The sequence below is a fragment of the Aggregatilinea sp. genome, from assembly GCF_036822615.1.
In the GTDB taxonomy this organism is placed as follows: domain Bacteria; phylum Chloroflexota; class Anaerolineae; order Aggregatilineales; family Aggregatilineaceae; genus Aggregatilinea.
Map to the genome: position 1 here is coordinate 1 of NZ_DAISHJ010000093.1, position 20,119 is coordinate 20,119.

A 20,119-nucleotide genomic window follows, 5' to 3' on the forward strand; every position below is an offset into this window, starting at 1 on the left:
GGTCTCGCTCTAGTGTCCTGCCTCATCCCTTAAAAACCTACCCCTAAAAACCCCCGGCCCCTCTCCAATCAAGTTGGAGAGGGGAGAAAAACGTGTATCAGCGGGTTTTTGTAGGGGCGGGTTGCAAACCCGCCCTGGTTTTGCCCGGATTTAAAAATTAAAGAGCAAGAAACCCGCCTTTTTGCTGTTTCTTGCGTTACCCCGCTGGCGCGCCCCACAGCTCGACGGTGCCATCGCCGAGGCCCGCCGCCAGCCACGTGCCGTCCGGGCTGAAATCCAGCGTGCGGAGGGGCGTTTCATACGCGGCCAGTTCCGCACCGGCCCCAACGATCCACAGCCGCAGCACGTCGTCCTCACCGGCATAGGCGAGCAGGTTGCCGTCCGCATTGAACGACACCATCACGAGCGGTTCGGGCATGGACAGGTTCCCGATCAGCGCCGGCAGCACCGGCACGGCATCGGCGGGCGTGGGGGTTGGCGTCGGCGTGGGCGGCGCGTCCTCCGGCACGGGCAGCAGCGTCAGGTCTTTCTGCCACACCGTGAGGCTGCCCTGTCCCGTGATCAGGTCGAAGTTGGCGCTGGCGAAGCGCGTGCCGTCCCGGCTGAACGCCAGATCGGCGGCGATGGTTTCGCCGTCGTCGGGCAGCGTCACGGTGGCGATCTCGCGCGGGGCGCGCCCGGCGACATCGTCCGTGTCCAGCAGGTATCCGGCGATCCACGCGTTCAGGCCAGCCGCCGTTTCGATGTTGTACCAGTCGCCCAGGTCGTTAGTGCCCAGGATGATCAGTTCTTCGCCGCCCAGGGCGATGCCCAGCACGCCGTAGCCCGTGCCCGGCCCCGCGCGCAGGTTCGCGCTGGAGACGTTCACGATGCCGCCGTTTTCGCTCGGCTCGCGCACCTGCCACAGCCCGACCTCGCGGAATCCGCCCAGGGCCACCAGCGGCTCGACCGGGCTGAACGCCAGACTGAACTTGGTGCTGTATCCGGCCAGGATGGGGCGGCTTTCGGTGTTATCGGCCATGCTCCACACGCGTACCGCGCCTTCACCACCCGTCGAGGCGAGCAGGGTGCCGTCGAGATTGAAGGTGATGTCGCCAATGCCCTGCGCGTTATCGAACGCGGCGATCTCGTCCCTGGAGGGCAGCGCCCATACCTGGATCTGGCCGCTTTCGTCCAGCGCGGCGAAGCGTGTGCCGTCCGGGCTGAACGCGACGCTGATGACCGGTGCGGCAAACGCCTCGAAGGTGGTCACCACGTCCCCGCTGCCGGAGGTCCACAGCACGACCCGCCCGGGGCAGGTGTGGCGATCGGCGTCGGCGGGGCAGTTGAAGTAGCCTCCGGCGGCCAGCAGACTGCCGTCTGCGCTGAACGTTACGTCCTCTACCGCTTGCAGCTCATTGGGAAGTCGGATGAGCGGTTCCAGTACGGTGGCGTTTTCGCCGGTGATGGGCGTTCGGTCGGAATCGGTCTGGCTATGTGCAAGATCTCCGGTGGGTACAGCCAGGAGAAGGAGCACGACTAGGACGATGGCTAACTGACGCATAGACTCACCTTCACTCGATACGCAGCCCGTATCGCAGGTCTGTAGAAGAATTAGTCCTGCTGCTGGTTTTCCTGACGGTCTCGTTCGAGCGCCGTAAAGCGCATAAACGCGCGCTCCTGCGGACTCATGTCGCTCGGATAGACCGTGTTGTCGTAGGCTTCCAGAATACGGTAGCCTTCCTTTACATAGCTTCGCACGGTATGGGGGCTGAGGCCCATTTCATCTGCCGCAAGTTCTGCCGACATGCCCTCCACCACACACAACTGCAGCGCCTGCCGCACACGATCGGGCAGCTCGGGGTAGGCGCGCTGGTGCGGCAGCACCGCCGAATGGAACAGCCGCCCGTCGAATTCCTCCGGCAGCACCGCTTTGACGCCCTCCGTAATCACGAACTCGTGATCGCGCGCCCAGACGATCGCCCACGCGATGCGAATGCGCACGTCGTCGCGCAGCAGGTAGCCGTTGGCGTCGGCGTGCAGCGCGGCCCGCAGCATCTCCAGGTTCAGCCGTCGGTCGAGCACCATCGTCATTACCTTCGGAATGGTATTTTCGATGTGTTTGATCAAATCGCCCAATGCTTCGGGCGTTTCGGCGGCCAGCGCATCCAGCAGCACCACGTCCGGCCATTCGACTTCCGGCGTGTCGCGCACGTAGTCCATCACGGCGTTGATGCTGTCCGCCAGAAACACGACGCGCGTGCGGCGGTCCCAGGCGAGATAGCTGCTGATGGCCTGCCGGGCATAAAAATCGGTGTCCAGAATGAGCACCTTCAGGTTGGTCTTGCCGATCATGTCGTCCTCGATCCTGCGCGCGATCGGGCGGTTCGCAGCCCCCCTGCCGCGTCTTCAAGCTAAAACGCTGGTCGTGCGCGTAATGTTACGCTGCAAGTTCTATACAATTTCTTTATGTTTCGTTAGGTGCATTTAATACGCACCTGCTATGCTGTGGAGAGTTCAATCTTGCCCCACGGTATCGTTACGGATTCCACTATGCCCCCACACACTGTTGTGTGCCTTGAAGACGATCTGGATCTTGCTCGTCTGATTGAACTGACCGTCCGTGCGTGGCCCGCGACCGTCTATCTGGCGCACGACGGAATTCGCGGCCTCGACCTGATCCGCGCCCAGAAGCCGGACGTGATCCTGCTCGATCTGGGGCTGCCCGGCCTCAACGGGTGGGAGATCTGCGCGGCGGTCAAAAACGACCCCGATCTGTGTGACATCCCCATCATCGTGCTCACGGCGGTCCCCATCGAAATTCAGGAGCGCAGCGCGCTGTCCCAGGTCTTCGATTACCTCGTCAAGCCATTTTCGCTGGGACATCTGCGTACCGCCCTAGAACCGGTGCTCCGCCCCGCGTCCTAGCTCCCGGTGATGACCAGCCTCAGCGGCTCGTAAGCCGCGTCGTCCAGCGCGCGCCGCAGCGCTTCGTCGCTGTCGAACGGAGCGCCGTGCAGTCGGCGCGCGTCGATCCAGACCATCAGCGACGTATCGAGCGGGAACGGCTCCACGCGGATCGTGTGCGTGCCGGCGGGTTTTACCCGCAGCGTGGTGCGCTGCCCGCCCTCGACCGGTACATTCGGGATGGTTTCCTCGTGATCCGGTCCCATGCAGACCAGCAGCGACAGGTAATCCCATACCTGGAGCAGCCGCAGATTCTCCGCCAGCCGCTCCTCCGCGACCGCGTCGCCGTAGCGCGGGTGATCGCGCAGATCCGCGATGACGCCGTGCTCCCACTGGCGCTGCGCCTCCAGAAACGCCGCGATCATTTCGCGATCTTCCGGCGAGTCGTTCCACTCGTTCAGCCGCATGTCATACAACGCCGAACAGTGCAGGCTGGTCAGCAGCCCGGCGTAGCGATTTTGCGCGAACGCGCCCCAAATGCTGCGCTGCCAGATCTGCATGTGCTCCTGAAGGTCCATCTCCATGAAGCTGCGCGGCAGACCCTTATCGTTCAGACGTGGCGCCTGATCGGCTGCGTTCCAGCCCGTGTCGTGAACGATCGCGGCCAGGATCAGTTCCTCGCGCGGCGTGATCGGCGACCCATTTTCCGCCCAGCGCGCGGCGATTTGCCCGGCAAGGTGGGCGTGCGTGCCCTGGTGAATAAGCCAGATCGCATCCGGTTCGTGGCGGCGAATCATGCGGTGGATGTCCTTCCCTGCGGCGTGTGAGTTCGTGCGTTACGGTTTGCAAGTGTACAATACTTGCCGCGAGTTGGCCTAGTCTGGCCTCTGCTGATTGACCTGTCTGGTGCGAAATCTGAGGAGGGACCCTTGTCCAAGCCTCGCGTGTTGATGATCACGCCTTATCTGCCCTATCCCCCGACCAGCGGCGGTCGCAGCCGGACCTATAACCTCGTCAAGCACCTGCGCTACGATTACGACATCACGATGGTGTGTTTTGCCCGCCCGGAGGAAGTCACGGGCGATCTGGCCCCGCTGCGCGAGGTGTGCGAGCTGATCGTCGTAGATCGCGCGTCCAGCCCCGGCCTGATCAAAGCTGCGTGGCTCAGCCTGACCTCGCTCAAGCCCATCACCATGCGCCTATACCACACGCCCGAAATGGAACATACCATCCGGCGCGTCCTGAACGATCAGCGCATCTCGCTGATTCACGTCGAGTCGTTTTACATGCTGGCGAATCTGCCCCAACAGCTCGACGTGCCGGTGCTGCTTTCGGAACCGGCGATCGAGTACGTCGCGTGGCGGCGGCACGCCCAGGTCGCAAAGCCATGGTTCACGCGCCCCGCGATCGCCATCGAATCGCTCAAGATGCGCCTGTGGGAGCCGCGCGCGTGGTCCGAGGCGACGGTCGTCGGCGTGATGTCACAGGTGGATGCCGTCGCCGTGAAGAACGCCACGCCCGGCGTGATGACCGTGCTGGCCCCCAACGGCGTCGATACTGACTACTTCCGGCCCGATCCGGGCCTGGCGCGCGACAGCCGGACCGCCGTCTACATGGGCGATTACAAGTATTTCCCCAACGTGGACGCGGTGCTCTATTTCGCGGAGGCGATCCTGCCGCTCGTTCGCGCCGAGCGCCCCGATTTTGAGCTGGTGCTGCTGGGCAAGGATGCCCCACCGGAGATCGCCGCACTGGCCGCCGATCCGCAGAGCGGGGTCGCGCTGGTCGGGCTGGTGGACGACACCCGGCCCTATCTTCAGGGCAGCGCGCTGTTCGTCTGCCCGCTGCGCAGTGGCAGCGGCACGCGCTTCAAACTGCTCGAATCTCTCGCCTGCGGCTGTCCGGTGGTGAGCACGCCCGTCGGCTGCGAAGGGCTGGGCGCGACGGACGGCACGAACATGCTGATCCGCGAATCGCCGCGCGCCTTTGCCGACGCGGTGCTGTCCATTTTGAACAACCCCGACATGGGCCGCGACATCGGCGAGCACGGGCGCGACTGGGTGGTGCGCCACCACGCCTGGCAGCACAGCGCCTCCATTTTGCGCCTGGCCTACGAACAACTGATCGGCCACGAAGATCCCACGCCGCATATGAACAAACGCGCCCGTGCCGAAGCGCGCGCCGAGCTTGAGCGCCGCCTGCACGAATCGCGCGGCAGCGATCCCCGGTCGTAGCGTGTGCGTGCGCCTTTTTGACGGGGAACCATGCTGCACGCGTTCTTTTCTCCGCGCTCCGTAGGAGCGGGCTTGTTCCGCCCGTCTTGCTTTTGCGCCTGTACGGGACGTGATAAAAATCAACGCTTGGCTTAAGGAAGCCGTTAATTCTTATACCGGGTTCTTGAAAGACTCTGGTGAAGGTCCTATAACCACCCTGGTTTCTAAACAGCGCTTCTTACTGGCATATTGGCGTAATCCGGGCTAATATAACGTGTGACGGCGGGGGGAGTCTTTTATTTACTTAAGCGCAGTGGATGGACAATCGGGTGCCAGACGACAGCTTCGAACTCCGTGTGGAGGAAATGGTCCACGGTGGCAATGCGTTGGGACGTGATGGCCGCCGCGTGATTTTTGTGCCTTACGTGATTCCCGGCGAGCGCATCCGTGCCCGGGTGATAGACGACCGCAAAGGCTTTGCGTTTGCCGAAGCGACCGACGTACTGAAGACCGTGCCCGAGCGCGTCACGCCGCGTTGTGCCCATTTTGGCCCCGGCGAGTGCGGCGGCTGTCACTTCCAGCACATCGAGTACGAGGCTCAGCTTCGCTTTAAGCGCGACGTGGTGATCGATCAACTGACGCGCATCGGCGGATTTTATAAGCCGCCGGTCCGCCCCACCATCGCCAGCCCCGATCCCTGGCAGTACCGCTCCAGCGCGACATTCCACGTGGATGAAGACGGGAACCTGTGTTACGTCCGCACGGACGGGCAGAGCCTGATCGCCATCGAGGAATGCTACATCATTCGCCCCGAACTGTTGGAACTGTTTTACGAGCTGGACCTGGACATTCCCGAGTTGGACCGGGTGCGGCTGCAAACCGGCTCCAACGGCGATCCGATGGTGATCCTCAGCACGAAAGACGACGAAGCCCCCGAGCTTGAAGTCACGCTGCCGGTGTCGATCAACTTCCTGCTGAGCGACAACGAGCCGGTCAACCTGATCGGATCCAGCCACCTCGACTACGTGGTGCGCGGGCGCACCTTCCGCGTCACGGCGGGCGGCTTCTTCCAGGTGAACGTGCCCCAGGCCGAAAAGCTGGTCGAGCTGGTGCTGGACCGGCTCAATCTCAAGGGGCGCGAAACCGTACTCGACCTCTATTCGGGCGTCGGGCTGTTTACCGCGTTCATCGCGGAGCGCGCCTCGCTGGTCGTCTCGGTCGAGAGCTATCCGCCTGCCGTCACCGATGCAGACGAAAATCTGGCCGACCTGGATAATGTCGATCTGGTCGAGGGCGGCGTGGAAGACGTGCTGCCCGATCTCGAAGGTCCGTTCGACGCCGTGGTGCTCGATCCGCCGCGCGCCGGGATCGATGCCCGCGCACTGGACGAACTGGTGCGCCTCGCGCCGCGCACGATCGTGTACGTGAGCTGCGAGCCGTCCACGCTGGCGCGTGACGCCAAGCGGCTGGTGCAGAAGGGCTACGAGCTGGTCGAGGTGCAGCCGGTCGATATGTTCCCGCAGACCTACCACATCGAGTGCGTGGCGCACTTCCGGCGGGCGCGGTAGCGTCGGGTTTGTGTCTCTTGAGGTCTTGCAGAGGTGAGCTTGCTCTCCTCTGCTTTTTTTCCTTGACGGCTGTGCCCGCTGTTTCCCCTTTGTGCCTGTGTCATATCATCACCCCATGTCACCACAGCACGGTATAATGGCCCCCGTTTGATCGTCAGCCGGATGTGAAGGACTGTCATGAATCACAATTCGCTAGACCTGTTCGAAGCGCTGAACACTGCCGAAACCATTGCCCGCCAGGCCGGGACTATCCTGCGCTCATTCTACGAGCGGCCCCGCCAGTCGATCACCAAAAGCACCGTGATCGATCTGGTGACCGAAGCCGACAAGACCTCCGAAGCGTTCATCGTCAAGGCGCTGCGCGAGGCGTTTCCCAATCACCACATCAACGGCGAAGAAGGCGGCGGCTATGGCCCGTCTGCCGAGGACGCGCCGTACCAGTGGTGGGTCGATCCGCTGGATGGTACGACCAACTTTGCGCATCGTTTCCCGGTGTTCGCCGTCAGTCTGGCGATGTCCACGCCCGACCATCACCCGGTGCTCGGCGTGGTGCATAACCCTATGTACGACGAGACGTATAAGGGCCTTCGCGGCGGCGGCGCGATGCTGAATGGCCGCCCGCTGCACGTTTCGGACGTGGATACGCTGGCCGAGGCGCTGGCCGTGACCGGCTTCCCCTACGACGCCTGGACCGCCGAAGACAACAACGCCGAGCGCATCGGGCACTTCCTGGTCCGCACGCAGGGCGTGCGCCGGGTGGGGTCGGCGGCGCTGGATATTTGCACCGTGGCCGCCGGGCGCTGCGATCTGTACTGGGAACGCGGCCCGCAGCCGTGGGACGTGCAGGCCGGGATCGTGATCGTGGAAGAGGCGGGCGGCAAGGTCACCGACTATGAAGGCGGCTGGTCCGAAGACGCCTATTTCGGCCACCGTATCGTGGTGAGCAACAGCCTGCTGCACGAACAGGCCCTCGATGTCATTCGCCTCGGTGATGCGGCCCCCCGTCCGGTGTTAGCTCACGGTACCGATTAGGAGCCATGGACCATCACTTCAGAGCCAAACTGCACGACATCGTTGCGACCCTCGATCCCAGGGTTCGCGCACACCCCCAGCGCTGCGTCGATGGCGTGTTGGGCGCGGGCGTGGATTCCTACCGTGCGCTGCTGGCTTTGATCCGCGATCAAACGGCGACGCTGGGGCTCCGTGAAGCGGCCTGTTGGGTCGCCCTCCAGTTGAACGATTTGCAGGCGATCCCCGCGCTGCTGACGGTGGTTCAGGACGCGGGGGATCGCTTTGAGATACGGCAGGCCGCGGCCCGCGCTCTGGGCATCATCGCCGATCCGCGCTCCGTGGACGGGCTGGCCGTGCTGCTCGACGCGCCCGGCGATCCGCTGCTGCGCTTCCTGGCGGCGTATGCGCTCAGCGTGCGCGGCGACGACCGCGCGCTGCCCCCGCTGATCGCGCGGCTGAACGACCGCAGCGAGCCGCCCTACCTGCGCAGTCTGGCCGCCGAAGCGCTGGCGACCGTCGCGCACAAGGATGAGGACGGTCACGCTTTTACGGCGCTGATGGCCGCGCTGGGCGATCCGGTGGTCGAGGTGCGCTTCTGGGCGACCTTCGCCCTGGGCGCGCTGAGCGATACCCGCGCCATCCCCGCGCTGGAACGCGTCGCCGCGACCGATCAGGGCGTGGCGTTCGGCCAGCGGTCGGTGCGGCAGGAGGCCGTGAAGGCCATCGAGGGCATCCGCGCCTGGGAGCAGTGCTGCCTGGAGTTCGGCGCGTACGACTGCTGAGCCTGCATTCCGCCCGGTGCGGAACCGTCATTCCCAAACAAAAACGAGCGCCCGCGCTCGTTTTTTGTTGTTTCGATCCGGTTAATCAGAGTGGCCGGGGGTTAAGGGGTGAGGTAAACCTCAAGCTCCCTGATAAGTAGGTAAAGGCAGGGCGGGTTGCAAACCCGCCCCTACAAAACCCCGTCGCTGCTTGTCTCCCCTCAATTTAATGTGTGGACCGAGGAGATCGATAGCAGGCGTTCGGAGACATGGGTAACACCATCGCGGACAATGGCGGGCATCCGCCAAACCGCGAAACGACGTCCGCGGATCGCTACAGGCCGAACGCATTCACGCGCAGGTCGTGGAGGGCCTGCATCGTCAGCAGCTCGCGCAGCGTCGTGCCGTACAGCCGCTGGTCGCCCGTGAAGGCGACGCGGTAATCGTCGGGGAAGGTCAGGTGCGCGCCGTCGATGCCCGTGCCCCGGTGCGGCAGCGTCTCCGCCGCGTCGTAGAACTCGATCAGCGGGATCTGGAAGCGGGCGGCAGAGTCGCGCATGACGGCGAGGTAGTCGGGCGCAGGCCCGGCGTACTCGTACTCGTTGGCGACGGTGAACGTGGTCAGAATCGGCACGACGCCGTAGCCGGTCAGCGTTTGCAGCACGAGGTCCATGTTCTGCTGGTACTGTTCCGGCTGGAAGAAGCGCATGTCGTTCAGGCCCAGGTAGATGATGGCGATGCTGGGCTTCTTGAGGCGATATTCGCAGTCCAGCACGGATTCACCGGGCAGGCACTGCTCCGGGTCCGCGAACATCGGGTCAAGGATCATGGCGTAGGTGAAGCCGGTGTGCTCGGTGAGATAGGTCGCGCTGAAGGCGCTGGCCGCGTTGTAGGCGTCGATGGTTGGCTGGAAGTAGGTATACGTCCCCAGGTCGAAATTGCCTTCTGCGAACGAGCGCAGGAAATGGCCTTCCTCGTTGACGCTGTCTCCGATCAGCATGAGCGTGTTGGTGTTGTTGCCAAGCAACTGGCCGTGCCGGTAGATGGCCGCCGCGCGTTCGATGGCCGCCGGAGACAGGCCCGCCGTCGCCGCGGGGACGTTCGAGACGTCGGTGGTGGTGGGCGTGGCGAGCGGATCGGCGGTGGGTGCAGGCTCGATCCAGCCGACAGGCAGCGTGGTCAGATCGGCGCGACGCAGCGTAACGACGCCCGCCTCGACCCAGCCGACACGCGCATCCGCCGAAACGACCTGGAACCACGCCATGCTTTCGTCGCGCGCGACGAGGCGCAGCGGCGTGCCGGGAGGCATCGTGCCCAGCGAATGAAACTGCTCGCCCGCGCCGGTACGCAGCTCGCCGCCCTGGGGACCGAGCACCTGTGCGTCGGCCCAGTCGGGCAGGGTGGGTGTCGGTCCGACCGTGGGCGCTTCGGCAGCGGCCTCCGTGGCGGGACTGCCCTCGGCAGGGATCGCGGTGGGCGGGACGGGTAACGCGGTGGCGGTTGGACTTTCAGGGGTGCCATCGACCGGGATCGGGCCGTAAGTGGGCTGGGGGGTGCCTTGCAGCGCCGCCGCGCCGGGCAGCCCGGCGGCCAGCAGGATCAGCGCGACACAGAGTACGAGCGAAGCAAGCAGCAGCTTGCGGGAAGAATGCATAAATCGTCTCACAGTCGTTCAGCGTGTTATGCAGCGATCAGCGGTTAGCCGTTAGCGGTTAGCCGAGAGCTAAAAGGCCACCTCACCCCCGGCCCCTCTCCAACTTGATTGGAGAGGGGAGAAAAACGCGTTTCAACGGGTTCGGTCGGGGCAATTCGTGAACTGCCCCGACGGGAATGCCCGTGATGTGCCGCCGGGCGTTACCCCGTCGTGGAGCGGGCGATACGGCGGCGGCGGCGCGTGGCGCGGGCGAAGCGCCGCCCCCATAGAATCACCACCCCGCCGACCAGCAGCACTAACAGGACCGTGCCAACCGGCGTCTGCGCGAAGCTCAGGACATGCCCGCCCGCCACCGTGATCGACAGGATCAGTGCGATCGCGGTCCACAGCGCCGAGAGCACGCCGAACACGGCAAAAATCTGCTCGTCGCGGACCAGTTTCTCGCGGGTGCGCAGCTTTTGCAGCAGTCCGCCGCGCACGAACGCCATGCTGCGCTCGCGCAGGCGCGGGATTTCCAGCCAGTCCATGAGGATGTAGTAGCCGTCGAGCTTGAGCAGCGGATTCAGGTTGGTGAAGCTGGTGACGTAGGTCAGCAGCGCGAACTGCGACAGCAAACTCGCCAGGAACGGCCCCGGCCCGGCCAGCACCAGCAGACTCGCCAGCCCGCCCAGGAAAAACCCCGAATGCGGCCCGGCCCAACTGACCGCGATACGCGGGCGGCGCGGCTCCATCCAGATATCGGTCGTATCCACGAACGCGGCGGGCATGCCGATGTACAGCAGAAAGCCGCCGCGCCGCACCTCGCGCCCGTAATGTTTGGTGGTGACGGCGTGCGACCATTCGTGAATGAGCAGCGTGGCGAACTGGAGCACGTAAAGCGTAATGATGCCGATTACCGCGCCGGTGCCGCCCCCGGTGAAGACCGTCAGGCTATGGTCGGTCAGGCCGAGCAGCATACCCAGGAAGGCCGCCCCGCCGACGGCGATCACCGCCAGCATGGTCCACTGCGCGATCCGCGTGAACAGCAGCCGCCCGCCCATCTCGTAGGAGCGCGTGACGAGGTGATCGATTCCGCCGATGGACAGCTCGGTGTTGACGAAACCGCGCGCCAGCCGCCGCCAGAGCACGTTCGAGCGGCGCTCCGCGACGCTGCGATCCGCCGCGCCGTAAATGTTGACCAGCGATTCGATGAACCCCTTGCCTTGAAGCTGGTCGAGCAGCACCAGCAGGCTGTTGATCGCCAGCTTGCCATATTCGAGCATGTAGGCCACGGCGATGTCCTGCACGGTGGCCGTGCCGTCCATCTGTTCCCACAGGAAAACCTGTTCTTCGGTCAGGCGCAGATAGGCGTCAGTGCGCAGATTCTTCAGAATCCAGTACGTGTCGCCGCGCGTATCGGTCAGCTTTTTGAGCGCGTAGCCCTGGATGCGGCGGGGGCGGAATGAGGTCAGATCGCGGGAGCGGACCTGCTGCGCGAAGATGCTCTCGCCGGGACGGCTGAGCACCAGCGTCTCGTCGGCGGAGCGGGACCACACGCTTTCGACGTCCTCGCGCATCACCATCAGCGTGCCTTCGAGGTCCACGCTGCCGAGCGCGTCGGTTTTGGCGAGCACAGCGTCCCAGATGGCGAGCATCCCCTCTTTGGGCAGGATGATCGTCTCGTCGTCGGCGTCGCTCCAGAGATCGTGTTTGCTGCGGTCGATTTTATCGCGGCGCAGGAAGACCGTTTCTTCGTCGGCCTTGTCCCACAGCCCATCCGCCGTACCGGTGACGATCATGCCCCACAGCCCGAGGCCCGGTTCAACCGGGGCTGCCTCGGTGGTGTGTAGCTGATCGTCGAGGCGGTCCCAGATGCCGCCCTTGTCTTTGACTACCGAGCCAATGTTGCGGTAGACGTTCCCCATAGTGGCCTGCTGCGTCGTGTGTCTATGTGGTCGGATGGAAGGTCGGCGGGGCAGATTACCCGGCCAACCGGAACAGCATCGTTGTTTCGCCCAGCATCAGCACTGTGCCGTCCTGAAGCGGGTGCGGCTCGTTGGCGGCGGCGGGCACGCCGTTGACCACCGTGCCGTTGGCGCTGCCCAGGTCGGTGATGATCCACACGCCGTCTTCCTGCTGCGCGATCTCGGCATGGGGCCGCGACACGGAGCGGTCTTGCAGCGAGATGTCCCAGGCGGCGTTGCGCGTGGCGCGCCCGATGCGGATCGACGGCGTGAGCAGCGGAATCTCCGCGCCTTCCTGCGGGCCGGACGTAATGTGCAGGGTCGGTTGGCCATCGGCGCGGGCGGGCACGATCAGCGTGCCGGTGATCTTGGCCTGGCTGTGCTCCTCTTCCGTCACGATAGATGAAAAGCTCAGCAGCGGCACGTAAAGCCGGATCACGTCACCGTTCACCAGTGGGAACGGATCGGCCAGCTTCTTGTCGTTGACGAACGTGCCGTTGGCGCTGCCCAGGTCTGAGATCACGAAGACGCCGTCGCGGAAGCTGATCACGGCGTGCTGCCGCGAGACGTGCCGCTCGGGGATGGCGATCTGGTTGTTGGGGCTGCGACCGATGGTGGCGGTGGCGCCTTCTTCAAGCACGAACTCGCGCAGCTCGTCAGTATCCGGGTCGTGCCACGTGACTTTTGCCAGCATTTGAGGGGTATCGCTCATAATGGCTCGCTCGCGGGTCCTTCACCCCTCAGTCGAGGTAAGGCATCTCGATAGGCTCGGGCTGGGGTTTGCACGTGCCGCACCAGACGGCATCGGCCACGACCAGCGACTTGGGCACTTTTTTGCCCCCGACGTAGACCGAGATGATATAGGTCATGGATTTGATGTGATCGGTGCAGACGGCCCGGCCACACCACCGGCAGATTGCAACCGCTTCTTTTCCACAATGAACGCACTTCATGGCGATTCGTTTTCCTCTGCTGGCTGCGCGATTCGTCGCGGTGGAGATGGTGTCGAGTATACACCAGCCCTCTTGCAAAATGAAAACGTCTGCCTCTAACCGTCCTCAAACCCTGCTTGACCGTGCCGAACATCAGTGCTACACTGGCGATGTGGAAATGGCGAATTACGGCGTAATTCTTTAAGGTTCCGAGAATTCTTTAACGTTAGGGCTTGTTTGGAAGCGGCTGGCGTACAGGGACTGCGGGGTGAATGCAGGACGCTTTCAGGCTTACCGTGAGGGGGATGGTGACGTGACGTTAGAATTCGATAAGGTCGTGCCGCAGGTCGCCACCATGGGACGCGCATTGGCGGCGCGCAACTCGACGGACAGCCAGCGCTTCGAAGACGTGTGGGCGGAATTCCAGCGACTGACGGACCTGGACATCGTCAAAGCGCGGATCGAGCTGGTGCGCGAGCGTGACGCAGGCTACCGGGGCGTCGCGCCGCTGGACGGCTCGCCCGAAGCGCTCAACCAGGCCTATGCCTTACCCGATGGCCCCGCGCGGGCCACGATCATCGCCGCGGACGGATCGCAGATCTATCCCAGCATCCACGCGGCGGCGCTGTATTACCTCACCAACATCGGCGTGCTGGTCTATCACGATGGCTGCGACGATCTCCCGGAACCGTTTACCGAGCCGAAACTGTTTTATGCCGACAGCGACCTGCGCAACGACGGGCAGTTGATCACGAACGATACGGTCAACGCGCGGCGCACGCTGGCCGAGCTGCAAACGCTGGCCCGCGCCGCCTGGGAACGCCGGACCCTGGAGCACGAACTGCTGGCGATCAGCGACGGGCCGCTGATGTTCTGGGTGCGCAACGAAACCCCGAACCGCGAAGCGCTCGAACAGGGATATTTCGAGGCGTTACGCCAGCTTCAGGATACGGACACGTATATGCAGGAGGCGCACGCGCACCGCGCGAGCCTGGTCGGGTATGTGGACCGGCCTACCAGCGCGTTCGTGATCAGCCTGCTGCACCTGATGCGCCTGGAAAAAGACGAGGTGCGGTTGGGCGCGCTGAAGGGCAACGGCAACTGGGACGGGCTGATCGACCAGATGCTGATGGCGCGGCTGTTACAGCCCGGCGAGCGGTCGGCGCTGTTCGTGCAGCAGTCGCCGCAGAACAAACGCTACCGTTACGACTGGGGCGAAAATTACGAGATTGCGTTCTTTTACGTGAATGTGGTTCCCCAGGGCGAAGGCTTCCATCTGGCACGCGTCGAGATGCCCGTCTGGGTCGCGCGCGAGCCGAAAATGGTGGATCATGTACACGCCCTGATTTACCGGCAGTGCCAGTTGATGTGGCGCTATCCCTACGCACTCACCCGCGCGGACGAGCTTGCCGTGGTGCGCGGGCATGAAAAAGCCGAGCTTGACCAGCTGATCGAGATCGAACTGAGACGCAACGAGCAGTCGGTCGAGCACTCGGAAAAACTGGATAGCAAAACCGTCCGGTCGGGCCGCACGCGCTACGGGCAGAAAGCCCGCGCGCGCTAGGGAAGGCAGCGGTCCACCATCGTGGAGAGAACGTCATGATCGAAGAGAGCCAGCAGCCCGTCATCGGCAGCGTTTTGCGCGCCAGCACGATGGGCTTCGTCTGTGGCACGCGCAGCCAGTCGATCGAGTATCCCTCGTTTGGCGCGTTCGTGCGGACTTATCACGGCGCGGATGCGGATATCGAGGTGATCGGGCTGATCTACGCGATCAGCATCGACGACGATCCGCTGGTGCGCCAGTTGATCCTCGCCAACAACATGAACAACGCCGCCATGCGCGACCAGCGCGAGAATCGCCTCGTCCCGGTGGAAATCAGCGTGGTGAACGTGGGCTTCATCGAGCGCGGCTCGATCTACCACAATTTACCGCCGCGCCCACCGCTCAGCCTCGATCCGGTGCAGTTGTGCGATAACGACTGCATTTTGCGTTTTACCGAGCAACTCGATTGGCTGCGGCTGGTGTTGAATACGAGCGACGCCCCCTCGGACGATCTGCTGGGGGCGGCGCTGCAATATGCCGCCGGGGCGCGCGACAATGAAGATGCCCGGTATGCGTTCCGGGTCGGCGCAGGACGGCGTCTGGCGGGGCTGCTCAGCTACGATCTGCCGCGCCTGCAACACCTGCTGCGGCTGATTGCGCCTCCTGCGGCGCGGGTGTAGCGCCCGCCAGCCGCACGAACGGCAGTCCGAGTACCAGCAGCGGGAGCAGCGCCGAATAGGTGTCTGCGCCGGTGCGCGTGGCGAGCCAATACAAACCCCAGGGCAGGATCACCGCGCCGACCAGGAACGCCAGCGGCAGCACGCCGCGCACGTGGCGGTTGTAGCGGTAAAACACGGCCAGCGGGACAAACAGCAGCAGATGTTCATAGGCCCAGGTGTAGGGCGTGATGAACAGCGACAGCGCCAGCGCGAACGCCACCGCCTGATCGACCGGCGGTGGGGTCGGGCGGAGCAGCACCGCGCCGCCTGCCGCCGTCAGCACGATGGTCAGGATGAATCCGACGGCGGGCCACCATTTGCCGGTGATCTCCCACGCGATGCCCCACAGGGTCGGCGTTTGCCCGGTGGCGACGGTTTTGTCGCTGACCGCCATCCAGTCGGAGATCCAGCCGGGCTGAATGGCCCAACTGACCGCCAGCAGCAGCACGCCGCCGACCGCCGCGCCCGCGATCACGCGCCAGTGCCGCCCGTGAATGAGCCAGACGCCGATCAGCGGCACGAACAGCAAAAACGCGTTGGGCTTAAACGCCACCAGCGCAATTACCAGCCCCGCCCAAAACTCCGCTTTACGCTCGATCAGCACGATGAACAGCGCGATCACCAGCAGCAGCAGGCCCGTCATCTGGCCCATCAGCAGGCTGAGCGTCGTCCAGCGCGAGAAGAAGACCGCGATCAGGATGACGAGGAAGCGCCACAGCGGCATGGGGACGTCGCTCTGCTCGTGGATGAGCAGCAGCAGGCTGGCCGCCGTCACCACGATCATGAGCGCCAGCCAGATCGACGCCGCCAGATCCAGGCTGAAGCGTGACAGCGGCACGAAAAACACGAAGGTCCACAGGGGGAAGGGCGCGGTCGCGTCGGGAATCCACGCGCTGCCATAATGCTCGCGCAGTGGCCCCCACACCGACGCGTCGTACGGGTTGACGCCCTGCGTCAGCGCGCGTCCGCCGGTCCACAGGCTCATAAAATCGCGGTCGGCATAATTGACGACCCGCACCAGGGAGACGTACAGCGCGCCGGACAGCAGCGCGACGATGATCGCCCCGGTGAGCGCCAGCGCGAGGCGTGGGTGGCGTTTGGAAAAAGTGAGATCGTCAGTCAACCGTGTTCCTGGCCTCAAGCATTAAGCAACCATTGTGCCGAATGATACGGGCACACTGTAATCGAGTTTTCGTACGAATGCAATGCGGCGGATGTCCTGCTGCGTTTTTATGATCTCGCGTTGGATTATTTTGTATAAAACGCGATGTGCCATGCTGCCGGTTATGGTTTATGCTTGGTAATACCGGTAAGCAGAAATAAATGGTGGGGACTCATGCTACGTTCAAACATGTGGACGTGGGCCAGCCGGGTGTTGGTGATTGGGCTGGCCTTATGGTCCGTGATCCGTATTGCGGGCGCGATTCAGGGCGCGACGGAAACGCCTGACGCGCCCGGCGAGACTCTCAATCTGTCGTCCGTCGATTTTCACAGCTTTTGGTACTACAACCAGCTTCTGCGCGAAGGGCGCGATCCGTACCAGGGCTACCTGAGCAGCGCCGCGCCGCAGTTTCCCATCGAGCACCTGGACGGGGTGACCGCCTCGCCGGATGACCTGCTGCGCCCGATGGGATCGTTCGACCTGATGACGGCCTACCCCTATACCGCTCCGTTCGTGCTGCTGATCTCGCCGCTGTCGTTCTTCACGTGGCCGGTGGCGCGCGCGATCTGGCTGGCGATCAACCTGGGCATGATGCTGGTCATCCCCTGGCTGGCGTGCCGGTTCGTGCAGAACGAGACCCAACGCATCCCCTTCACGGCGGCGCTGCTGCTGGCGCTCGTGTTTTACAGCTTTTTGCCGGTCAAGGTCGTGCTCGGTTACGGGCAGACGACGCTGCTGATCCTGGCGCTCATGTTGGTGGCGCTGCTGCTGGCGCGCGAGGATCGGGACGTGCTGGCGGGGATCGTGCTGGGCGTGGCGCTGTCTAAGTATTCGCTGGCGATTGGGGTGCTGGTGTTTTTCCTGTTCCAGATGAAAATCCGGCTGCTCGTGACGGCTGCGATCACCCAGATCGCGGCGGTGGTGGGGCTGGCGCTGTTGGCGTCGACGCCGCCGCTGGACATCGTGCGGGATTACCTTGACACCGGCAGCAAGGTCGGGCAGCAGGCGGGCATCCACCTGGAGAATTACCTCCACTTTTTGCCGCAGGCGGCAGCGATCGGGATCGCGCTGGTGTGCACGGTGGCGATCGTGGCGGCGGCTTTCGCGCGGTTCCGGCGGGTTCCCGGATCGCCGGGCGAGGCGCTGGCCGCTTCGACGCTGATCACATGGTCGCTGATCCCCGCATATCACAACTACTATGACGCGGCGGTGCTGATTATCCCGCTGGCGTTCGTCGTGCTGGTGCTCTATCATTCGGGCAGGTGGCGGCTGTCCGGCGCGGAGGCCGCCGCGCTGGCGGCGCTGGGACTGGTCGCGCTGGGGCTGCTCGTTTTCCCTGGCACGTCGCTGGTCGAGCGGCTGATCCCGTCGATGACGGAGACGTGGGGGCACGTGCAGGAGCGCTGGGGCGTGACGATCGTCGTGCTGGCGCTGACGGGCGTGCAGTTATGGCTGTTGGCGCGGCTGCGGTACGCCCAGGCCGCGGAACAGCCCGCTCACACGGCAGAGGTGCGCGTGCGCCGCACGGTCCCCGCCTGAGCGGTGCAGGGGTGGGATGGCCGGTCGGTGAGCACCGCGACCTCACCCCCGGCCCCTCTCCAATCAAGTTGGAGAAGGGAGACAGGCAGCGCCCAACGAGGTTTTGTAGGGGCGGGGCTAGAAACTCGCCCTGGTTTGGTCGGATTTAAAAGTTAAAGAGCATGGTTTTCGCTCTAAAAAATGGCGGGCTTTTTGCTTTCCAAAACGTGCGTTGTGCGATATAATAGAACGCACGTTCGAATCTCTGGTGAAGAGGGTAGACGATGACTGCTCATGACCCCCTGTTTCCAACCGACAGTCTAGAGGATTGGTTCCCACGCAACGGCTCCCAGGACGATGGCTACGGCCTTGCGGTGCGCGGCGTGAGCCAGCGCCTGGGGGTCGTCGTCGGCGGCTCGTTGAGCAAAGGGCTTGAGGTCAAGCTCGACCGCGAAACGGAGATCGAAGATCTGGCCGTGGGGCGCTACGTGGTGGTGCGCGGGCGCAGCAAACGCTTCTTCTGCATGATCACGGACATCGTGCTCGACACGACCAACCCCGCGATCAAGAGCGACCCGCCGGATCTGTCCGATCCGTTCCTGCGCGAAATTTACACCGGCACGGCGGCGTTCGGCACGATTCACGTCGCGCCGATGCTGACCATCGACGCGCAGGAGAACGAGCCGAAGCCGGTCAAATCGATCCCCAGCCACTTCATGCCGGTCGAGATCGCGTCGGCGGAGGACGTCAACGACGTGTTCGGGCGCGAGGACGGCACGCACTTCAACGTCGGCGCGCCGCTGGAGCTGGAAGAAACGCAGGTCAACCTGGACCTGCGGCGGCTGGTGGAGCGTTCGGTGGGCGTGTTCGGCAAAAGCGGCACGGGTAAAAGCTACCTGACGCGTATTCTGCTGGCGGGCGTGATCAAACAGGATCGCGCCGTGAGCCTGATCTTCGACATGCACAACGATTACGGCTGGGAAGTCGTGGACGAGCGCGGACCGCGCGCCAAGGGCCTGCGCCAGTTGTTCGGATCGCGCGTGGCGATCTTCACGCTGGACGAGGATTCGTCGCGGCGGCGCAACGCCAAGTACGATCACGTCGTGACGTTGGGCTATTCGGACATCCAGCCCGAAGACCTCGCCATGCTCAAGACCACGATGGATCTATCCGACTCGATGATCGATGCCGCGTACGAGCTGCAAAAGCTGTGGGGCAAGACGTGGATCGGGCAGCTTATCGACGTCGCGCCGGAAGTGATGGAAGACCTCAAGCACGAGCTGGCGTCGAGCTTCAGTTCGGTGCTGGCGCTCAAGCGGCGCATGCAGCGCTTCGAGCGATTTGGCTTTTTGCGCCCTGAAGCCCTGGACGACTCCGCGAAGAAAATCATCGAATACATCGAGCAGCGCAAAAGCGTCGTGCTGGAATTTGGTCGTTACGGCAACGCGCTGGAAGCGTATATCCTGGTCGCCAACTACCTGACGCGCCGCATTCACGAAATGTACGTCGAGCGCATGGAAAAGGCGCTGGGTGATACGTCGCTGGAGCCGCCGCAGCTTTTGATCACGATCGAGGAGGCGCACAAGTTCCTCGATCCGCTCATCGCGCGGCAGACGATTTTCGGCACCATCGCGCGTGAGATGCGCAAGTACAACGTGACGCTGCTGATCGTGGACCAGCGGCCCAGCGGCATCGACGAGGAAGTGATGAGCCAGATCGGGACGCGCGTCACGGCGCTGCTGGACAACGAGCGCGACATCAACGCGGTGCTGATGGGCGTCAGCGGGGCGGGCGGTCTGCGCGAGGTGCTGGCGCGGCTCGATACCAAGCAGCAGGCGATCATCATGGGGCACGCCGTGCCGATGCCGGTGGTGGTCAAGACGCGCAGCTACGACAGCGCGTTTTACGACAGCATCACCGGGGGGCCTGCGCTGGCGGCCAGCGGCGGCGCGAACGCCGGGCCGGATCGCCCTGCCGACCGCGATTCACGGCGCATCCGGTAACGACTGCTGCCGGTTGGCGGTTGATAGGTAGCAATAAAGCCGGGCGATCGCATTTCTACGATCGCCCGGTTTTTCGTGGCGGGAATCTCACCTCCGGCGCAGAGAGACAGCCGTTGGTGGCAAGAGCAAAGGCCACCTCACCCCCGGCCCCTTTTTAGGGGTAGGTTTTTAAGGGATGAGGCAGGACACTAGAGCGAGACCAATCG

Annotated in this window: 17 protein-coding genes; 9 read left to right on the forward strand and 8 right to left on the reverse strand. The window is 63.9% G+C overall.

Annotated elements, in window-relative coordinates; genetic code table 11:
- Positions 1-196 precede the first annotated feature (196 nt).
- Together V7116_RS19395 and V7116_RS19400 are read right to left on the reverse strand one after the other, a co-directional pair.
- Complete coding sequence (locus V7116_RS19395) at positions 197-1,543, reverse strand: WD40 repeat domain-containing protein (RefSeq protein WP_324393621.1); 1,347 nt, start codon at positions 1,541-1,543, stop codon at positions 197-199.
- A gap of 50 nt (positions 1,544-1,593) precedes the next feature.
- Positions 1,594-2,334, reverse strand: a complete 741-nt coding sequence (locus V7116_RS19400) for a sigma factor-like helix-turn-helix DNA-binding protein (protein ID WP_324393622.1) — start codon at positions 2,332-2,334, stop codon at positions 1,594-1,596.
- Positions 2,335-2,532: 198 nt separating this feature from the next.
- On the opposite strand from V7116_RS19400, the gene V7116_RS19405 reads away from it, so the two are divergent.
- Positions 2,533-2,907: a response regulator gene (locus tag V7116_RS19405; protein ID WP_324393623.1), complete on the forward strand. Its 375-nt coding sequence runs from the start codon at positions 2,533-2,535 to the stop codon at positions 2,905-2,907.
- On the opposite strand, the gene V7116_RS19410 is transcribed toward V7116_RS19405, so the two are convergent.
- A complete protein-coding gene (locus V7116_RS19410) occupies positions 2,904-3,683 on the reverse strand; it encodes a DUF3891 family protein (RefSeq protein WP_324393624.1) in 780 nt (259 codons plus the stop codon). The genes V7116_RS19405 and V7116_RS19410 overlap by 4 nt on opposite strands.
- A gap of 132 nt (positions 3,684-3,815) precedes the next feature.
- On the opposite strand from V7116_RS19410, the gene V7116_RS19415 reads away from it, so the two are divergent.
- The 4 genes from V7116_RS19415 (at position 3,816) to V7116_RS19430 (ending at position 8,460) form a co-directional block, all read left to right on the forward strand.
- A complete protein-coding gene (locus V7116_RS19415; RefSeq protein ID WP_324393625.1) occupies positions 3,816-5,120 on the forward strand; it encodes a glycosyltransferase family 4 protein in 1,305 nt (434 codons plus the stop codon).
- A 308-nt stretch (positions 5,121-5,428) separates the two neighbouring features.
- Positions 5,429-6,667, forward strand: a complete 1,239-nt coding sequence (locus V7116_RS19420; protein WP_324393626.1) for a class I SAM-dependent RNA methyltransferase — start codon at positions 5,429-5,431, stop codon at positions 6,665-6,667.
- A 177-nt stretch (positions 6,668-6,844) separates the two neighbouring features.
- Entirely contained in the window at positions 6,845-7,699 is an 855-nt protein-coding gene (locus V7116_RS19425; RefSeq protein WP_324393627.1) for an inositol monophosphatase family protein, read from the forward strand.
- 5 nt (positions 7,700-7,704) lie between these two features.
- The gene (locus V7116_RS19430) at positions 7,705-8,460 is read left to right on the forward strand and encodes a HEAT repeat domain-containing protein (RefSeq protein ID WP_324393628.1); all 756 of its coding nucleotides are present in this window, start codon (positions 7,705-7,707) and stop codon (positions 8,458-8,460) included.
- 313 nt (positions 8,461-8,773) lie between these two features.
- Here V7116_RS19430 and V7116_RS19435 read toward each other — a convergent pair whose 3' ends face one another.
- The 4 genes from V7116_RS19435 to V7116_RS19450 form a co-directional block, all read right to left on the reverse strand.
- Complete coding sequence (locus V7116_RS19435) at positions 8,774-10,093, reverse strand: hypothetical protein (RefSeq protein WP_324393629.1); 1,320 nt, start codon at positions 10,091-10,093, stop codon at positions 8,774-8,776.
- Positions 10,094-10,293: 200 nt separating this feature from the next.
- On the reverse strand, positions 10,294-11,997 hold the full coding sequence (locus V7116_RS19440) for a hypothetical protein (protein WP_324393630.1): 1,704 nt from the start codon (positions 11,995-11,997) through the stop codon (positions 10,294-10,296).
- Between the two features lie 55 nt (positions 11,998-12,052).
- Positions 12,053-12,748 (reverse strand): FHA domain-containing protein, encoded by a 696-nt coding sequence (locus V7116_RS19445; protein WP_324393631.1) that lies wholly within the window; start codon positions 12,746-12,748, stop codon positions 12,053-12,055.
- Between the two features lie 28 nt (positions 12,749-12,776).
- Positions 12,777-12,989 carry a hypothetical protein gene (locus V7116_RS19450; RefSeq protein WP_119065441.1) on the reverse strand — a complete coding sequence of 71 codons (213 nt, stop codon included), beginning with the start codon at positions 12,987-12,989 and terminating at the stop codon, positions 12,777-12,779.
- A 292-nt stretch (positions 12,990-13,281) separates the two neighbouring features.
- On the opposite strand from V7116_RS19450, the gene V7116_RS19455 reads away from it, so the two are divergent.
- Both V7116_RS19455 and V7116_RS19460 read left to right on the forward strand, forming a co-directional pair.
- Positions 13,282-14,532, forward strand: a complete 1,251-nt coding sequence (locus tag V7116_RS19455) for a DNA double-strand break repair nuclease NurA (protein ID WP_324393632.1) — start codon at positions 13,282-13,284, stop codon at positions 14,530-14,532.
- A 35-nt stretch (positions 14,533-14,567) separates the two neighbouring features.
- Positions 14,568-15,191, forward strand: a complete 624-nt coding sequence (locus V7116_RS19460; protein WP_324393633.1) for a hypothetical protein — start codon at positions 14,568-14,570, stop codon at positions 15,189-15,191.
- On the opposite strand, the gene V7116_RS19465 is transcribed toward V7116_RS19460, so the two are convergent.
- A complete protein-coding gene (locus tag V7116_RS19465) occupies positions 15,124-16,353 on the reverse strand; it encodes a glycosyltransferase family 87 protein (protein ID WP_324393634.1) in 1,230 nt (409 codons plus the stop codon). The two genes, V7116_RS19460 and V7116_RS19465, sit on opposite strands and share 68 nt — an antisense overlap.
- 213 nt (positions 16,354-16,566) lie before the next feature.
- Between V7116_RS19465 and V7116_RS19470 the strand changes: the two genes are divergently transcribed.
- Entirely contained in the window at positions 16,567-17,931 is a 1,365-nt protein-coding gene (locus tag V7116_RS19470; RefSeq protein WP_324393635.1) for a glycosyltransferase family 87 protein, read from the forward strand.
- Between the two features lie 263 nt (positions 17,932-18,194).
- Positions 18,195-19,913 (forward strand): ATP-binding protein, encoded by a 1,719-nt coding sequence (locus V7116_RS19475; protein WP_324393636.1) that lies wholly within the window; start codon positions 18,195-18,197, stop codon positions 19,911-19,913.
- The last annotated feature ends 206 nt before the right edge of the window (positions 19,914-20,119 follow it).

Bases quoted from the DNA above. Each gene is read 5' to 3' on its own strand.
- V7116_RS19395 (WP_324393621.1), bottom strand. From the start codon at position 1,543: ATGCGTCAGTTAGCCATCGTCCTAGTCGTGCTCCTTCTCCTGGCTGTA.
- V7116_RS19400 (WP_324393622.1), bottom strand. From the start codon at position 2,334: ATGATCGGCAAGACCAACCTGAAGGTGCTCATTCTGGACACCGATTTT.
- V7116_RS19405 (WP_324393623.1), top strand. From the start codon at position 2,533: ATGCCCCCACACACTGTTGTGTGCCTTGAAGACGATCTGGATCTTGCT.
- V7116_RS19410 (WP_324393624.1), bottom strand. From the start codon at position 3,683: ATGATTCGCCGCCACGAACCGGATGCGATCTGGCTTATTCACCAGGGC.
- V7116_RS19425 (WP_324393627.1), top strand. From the start codon at position 6,845: ATGAATCACAATTCGCTAGACCTGTTCGAAGCGCTGAACACTGCCGAA.
- V7116_RS19430 (WP_324393628.1), top strand. From the start codon at position 7,705: ATGGACCATCACTTCAGAGCCAAACTGCACGACATCGTTGCGACCCTC.
- V7116_RS19435 (WP_324393629.1), bottom strand. From the start codon at position 10,093: ATGCATTCTTCCCGCAAGCTGCTGCTTGCTTCGCTCGTACTCTGTGTC.
- V7116_RS19440 (WP_324393630.1), bottom strand. From the start codon at position 11,997: ATGGGGAACGTCTACCGCAACATTGGCTCGGTAGTCAAAGACAAGGGC.
- V7116_RS19445 (WP_324393631.1), bottom strand. From the start codon at position 12,748: ATGAGCGATACCCCTCAAATGCTGGCAAAAGTCACGTGGCACGACCCG.
- V7116_RS19450 (WP_119065441.1), bottom strand. From the start codon at position 12,989: ATGAAGTGCGTTCATTGTGGAAAAGAAGCGGTTGCAATCTGCCGGTGG.
- V7116_RS19460 (WP_324393633.1), top strand. From the start codon at position 14,568: ATGATCGAAGAGAGCCAGCAGCCCGTCATCGGCAGCGTTTTGCGCGCC.
- V7116_RS19470 (WP_324393635.1), top strand. From the start codon at position 16,567: ATGCTACGTTCAAACATGTGGACGTGGGCCAGCCGGGTGTTGGTGATT.
- V7116_RS19475 (WP_324393636.1), top strand. From the start codon at position 18,195: ATGACTGCTCATGACCCCCTGTTTCCAACCGACAGTCTAGAGGATTGG.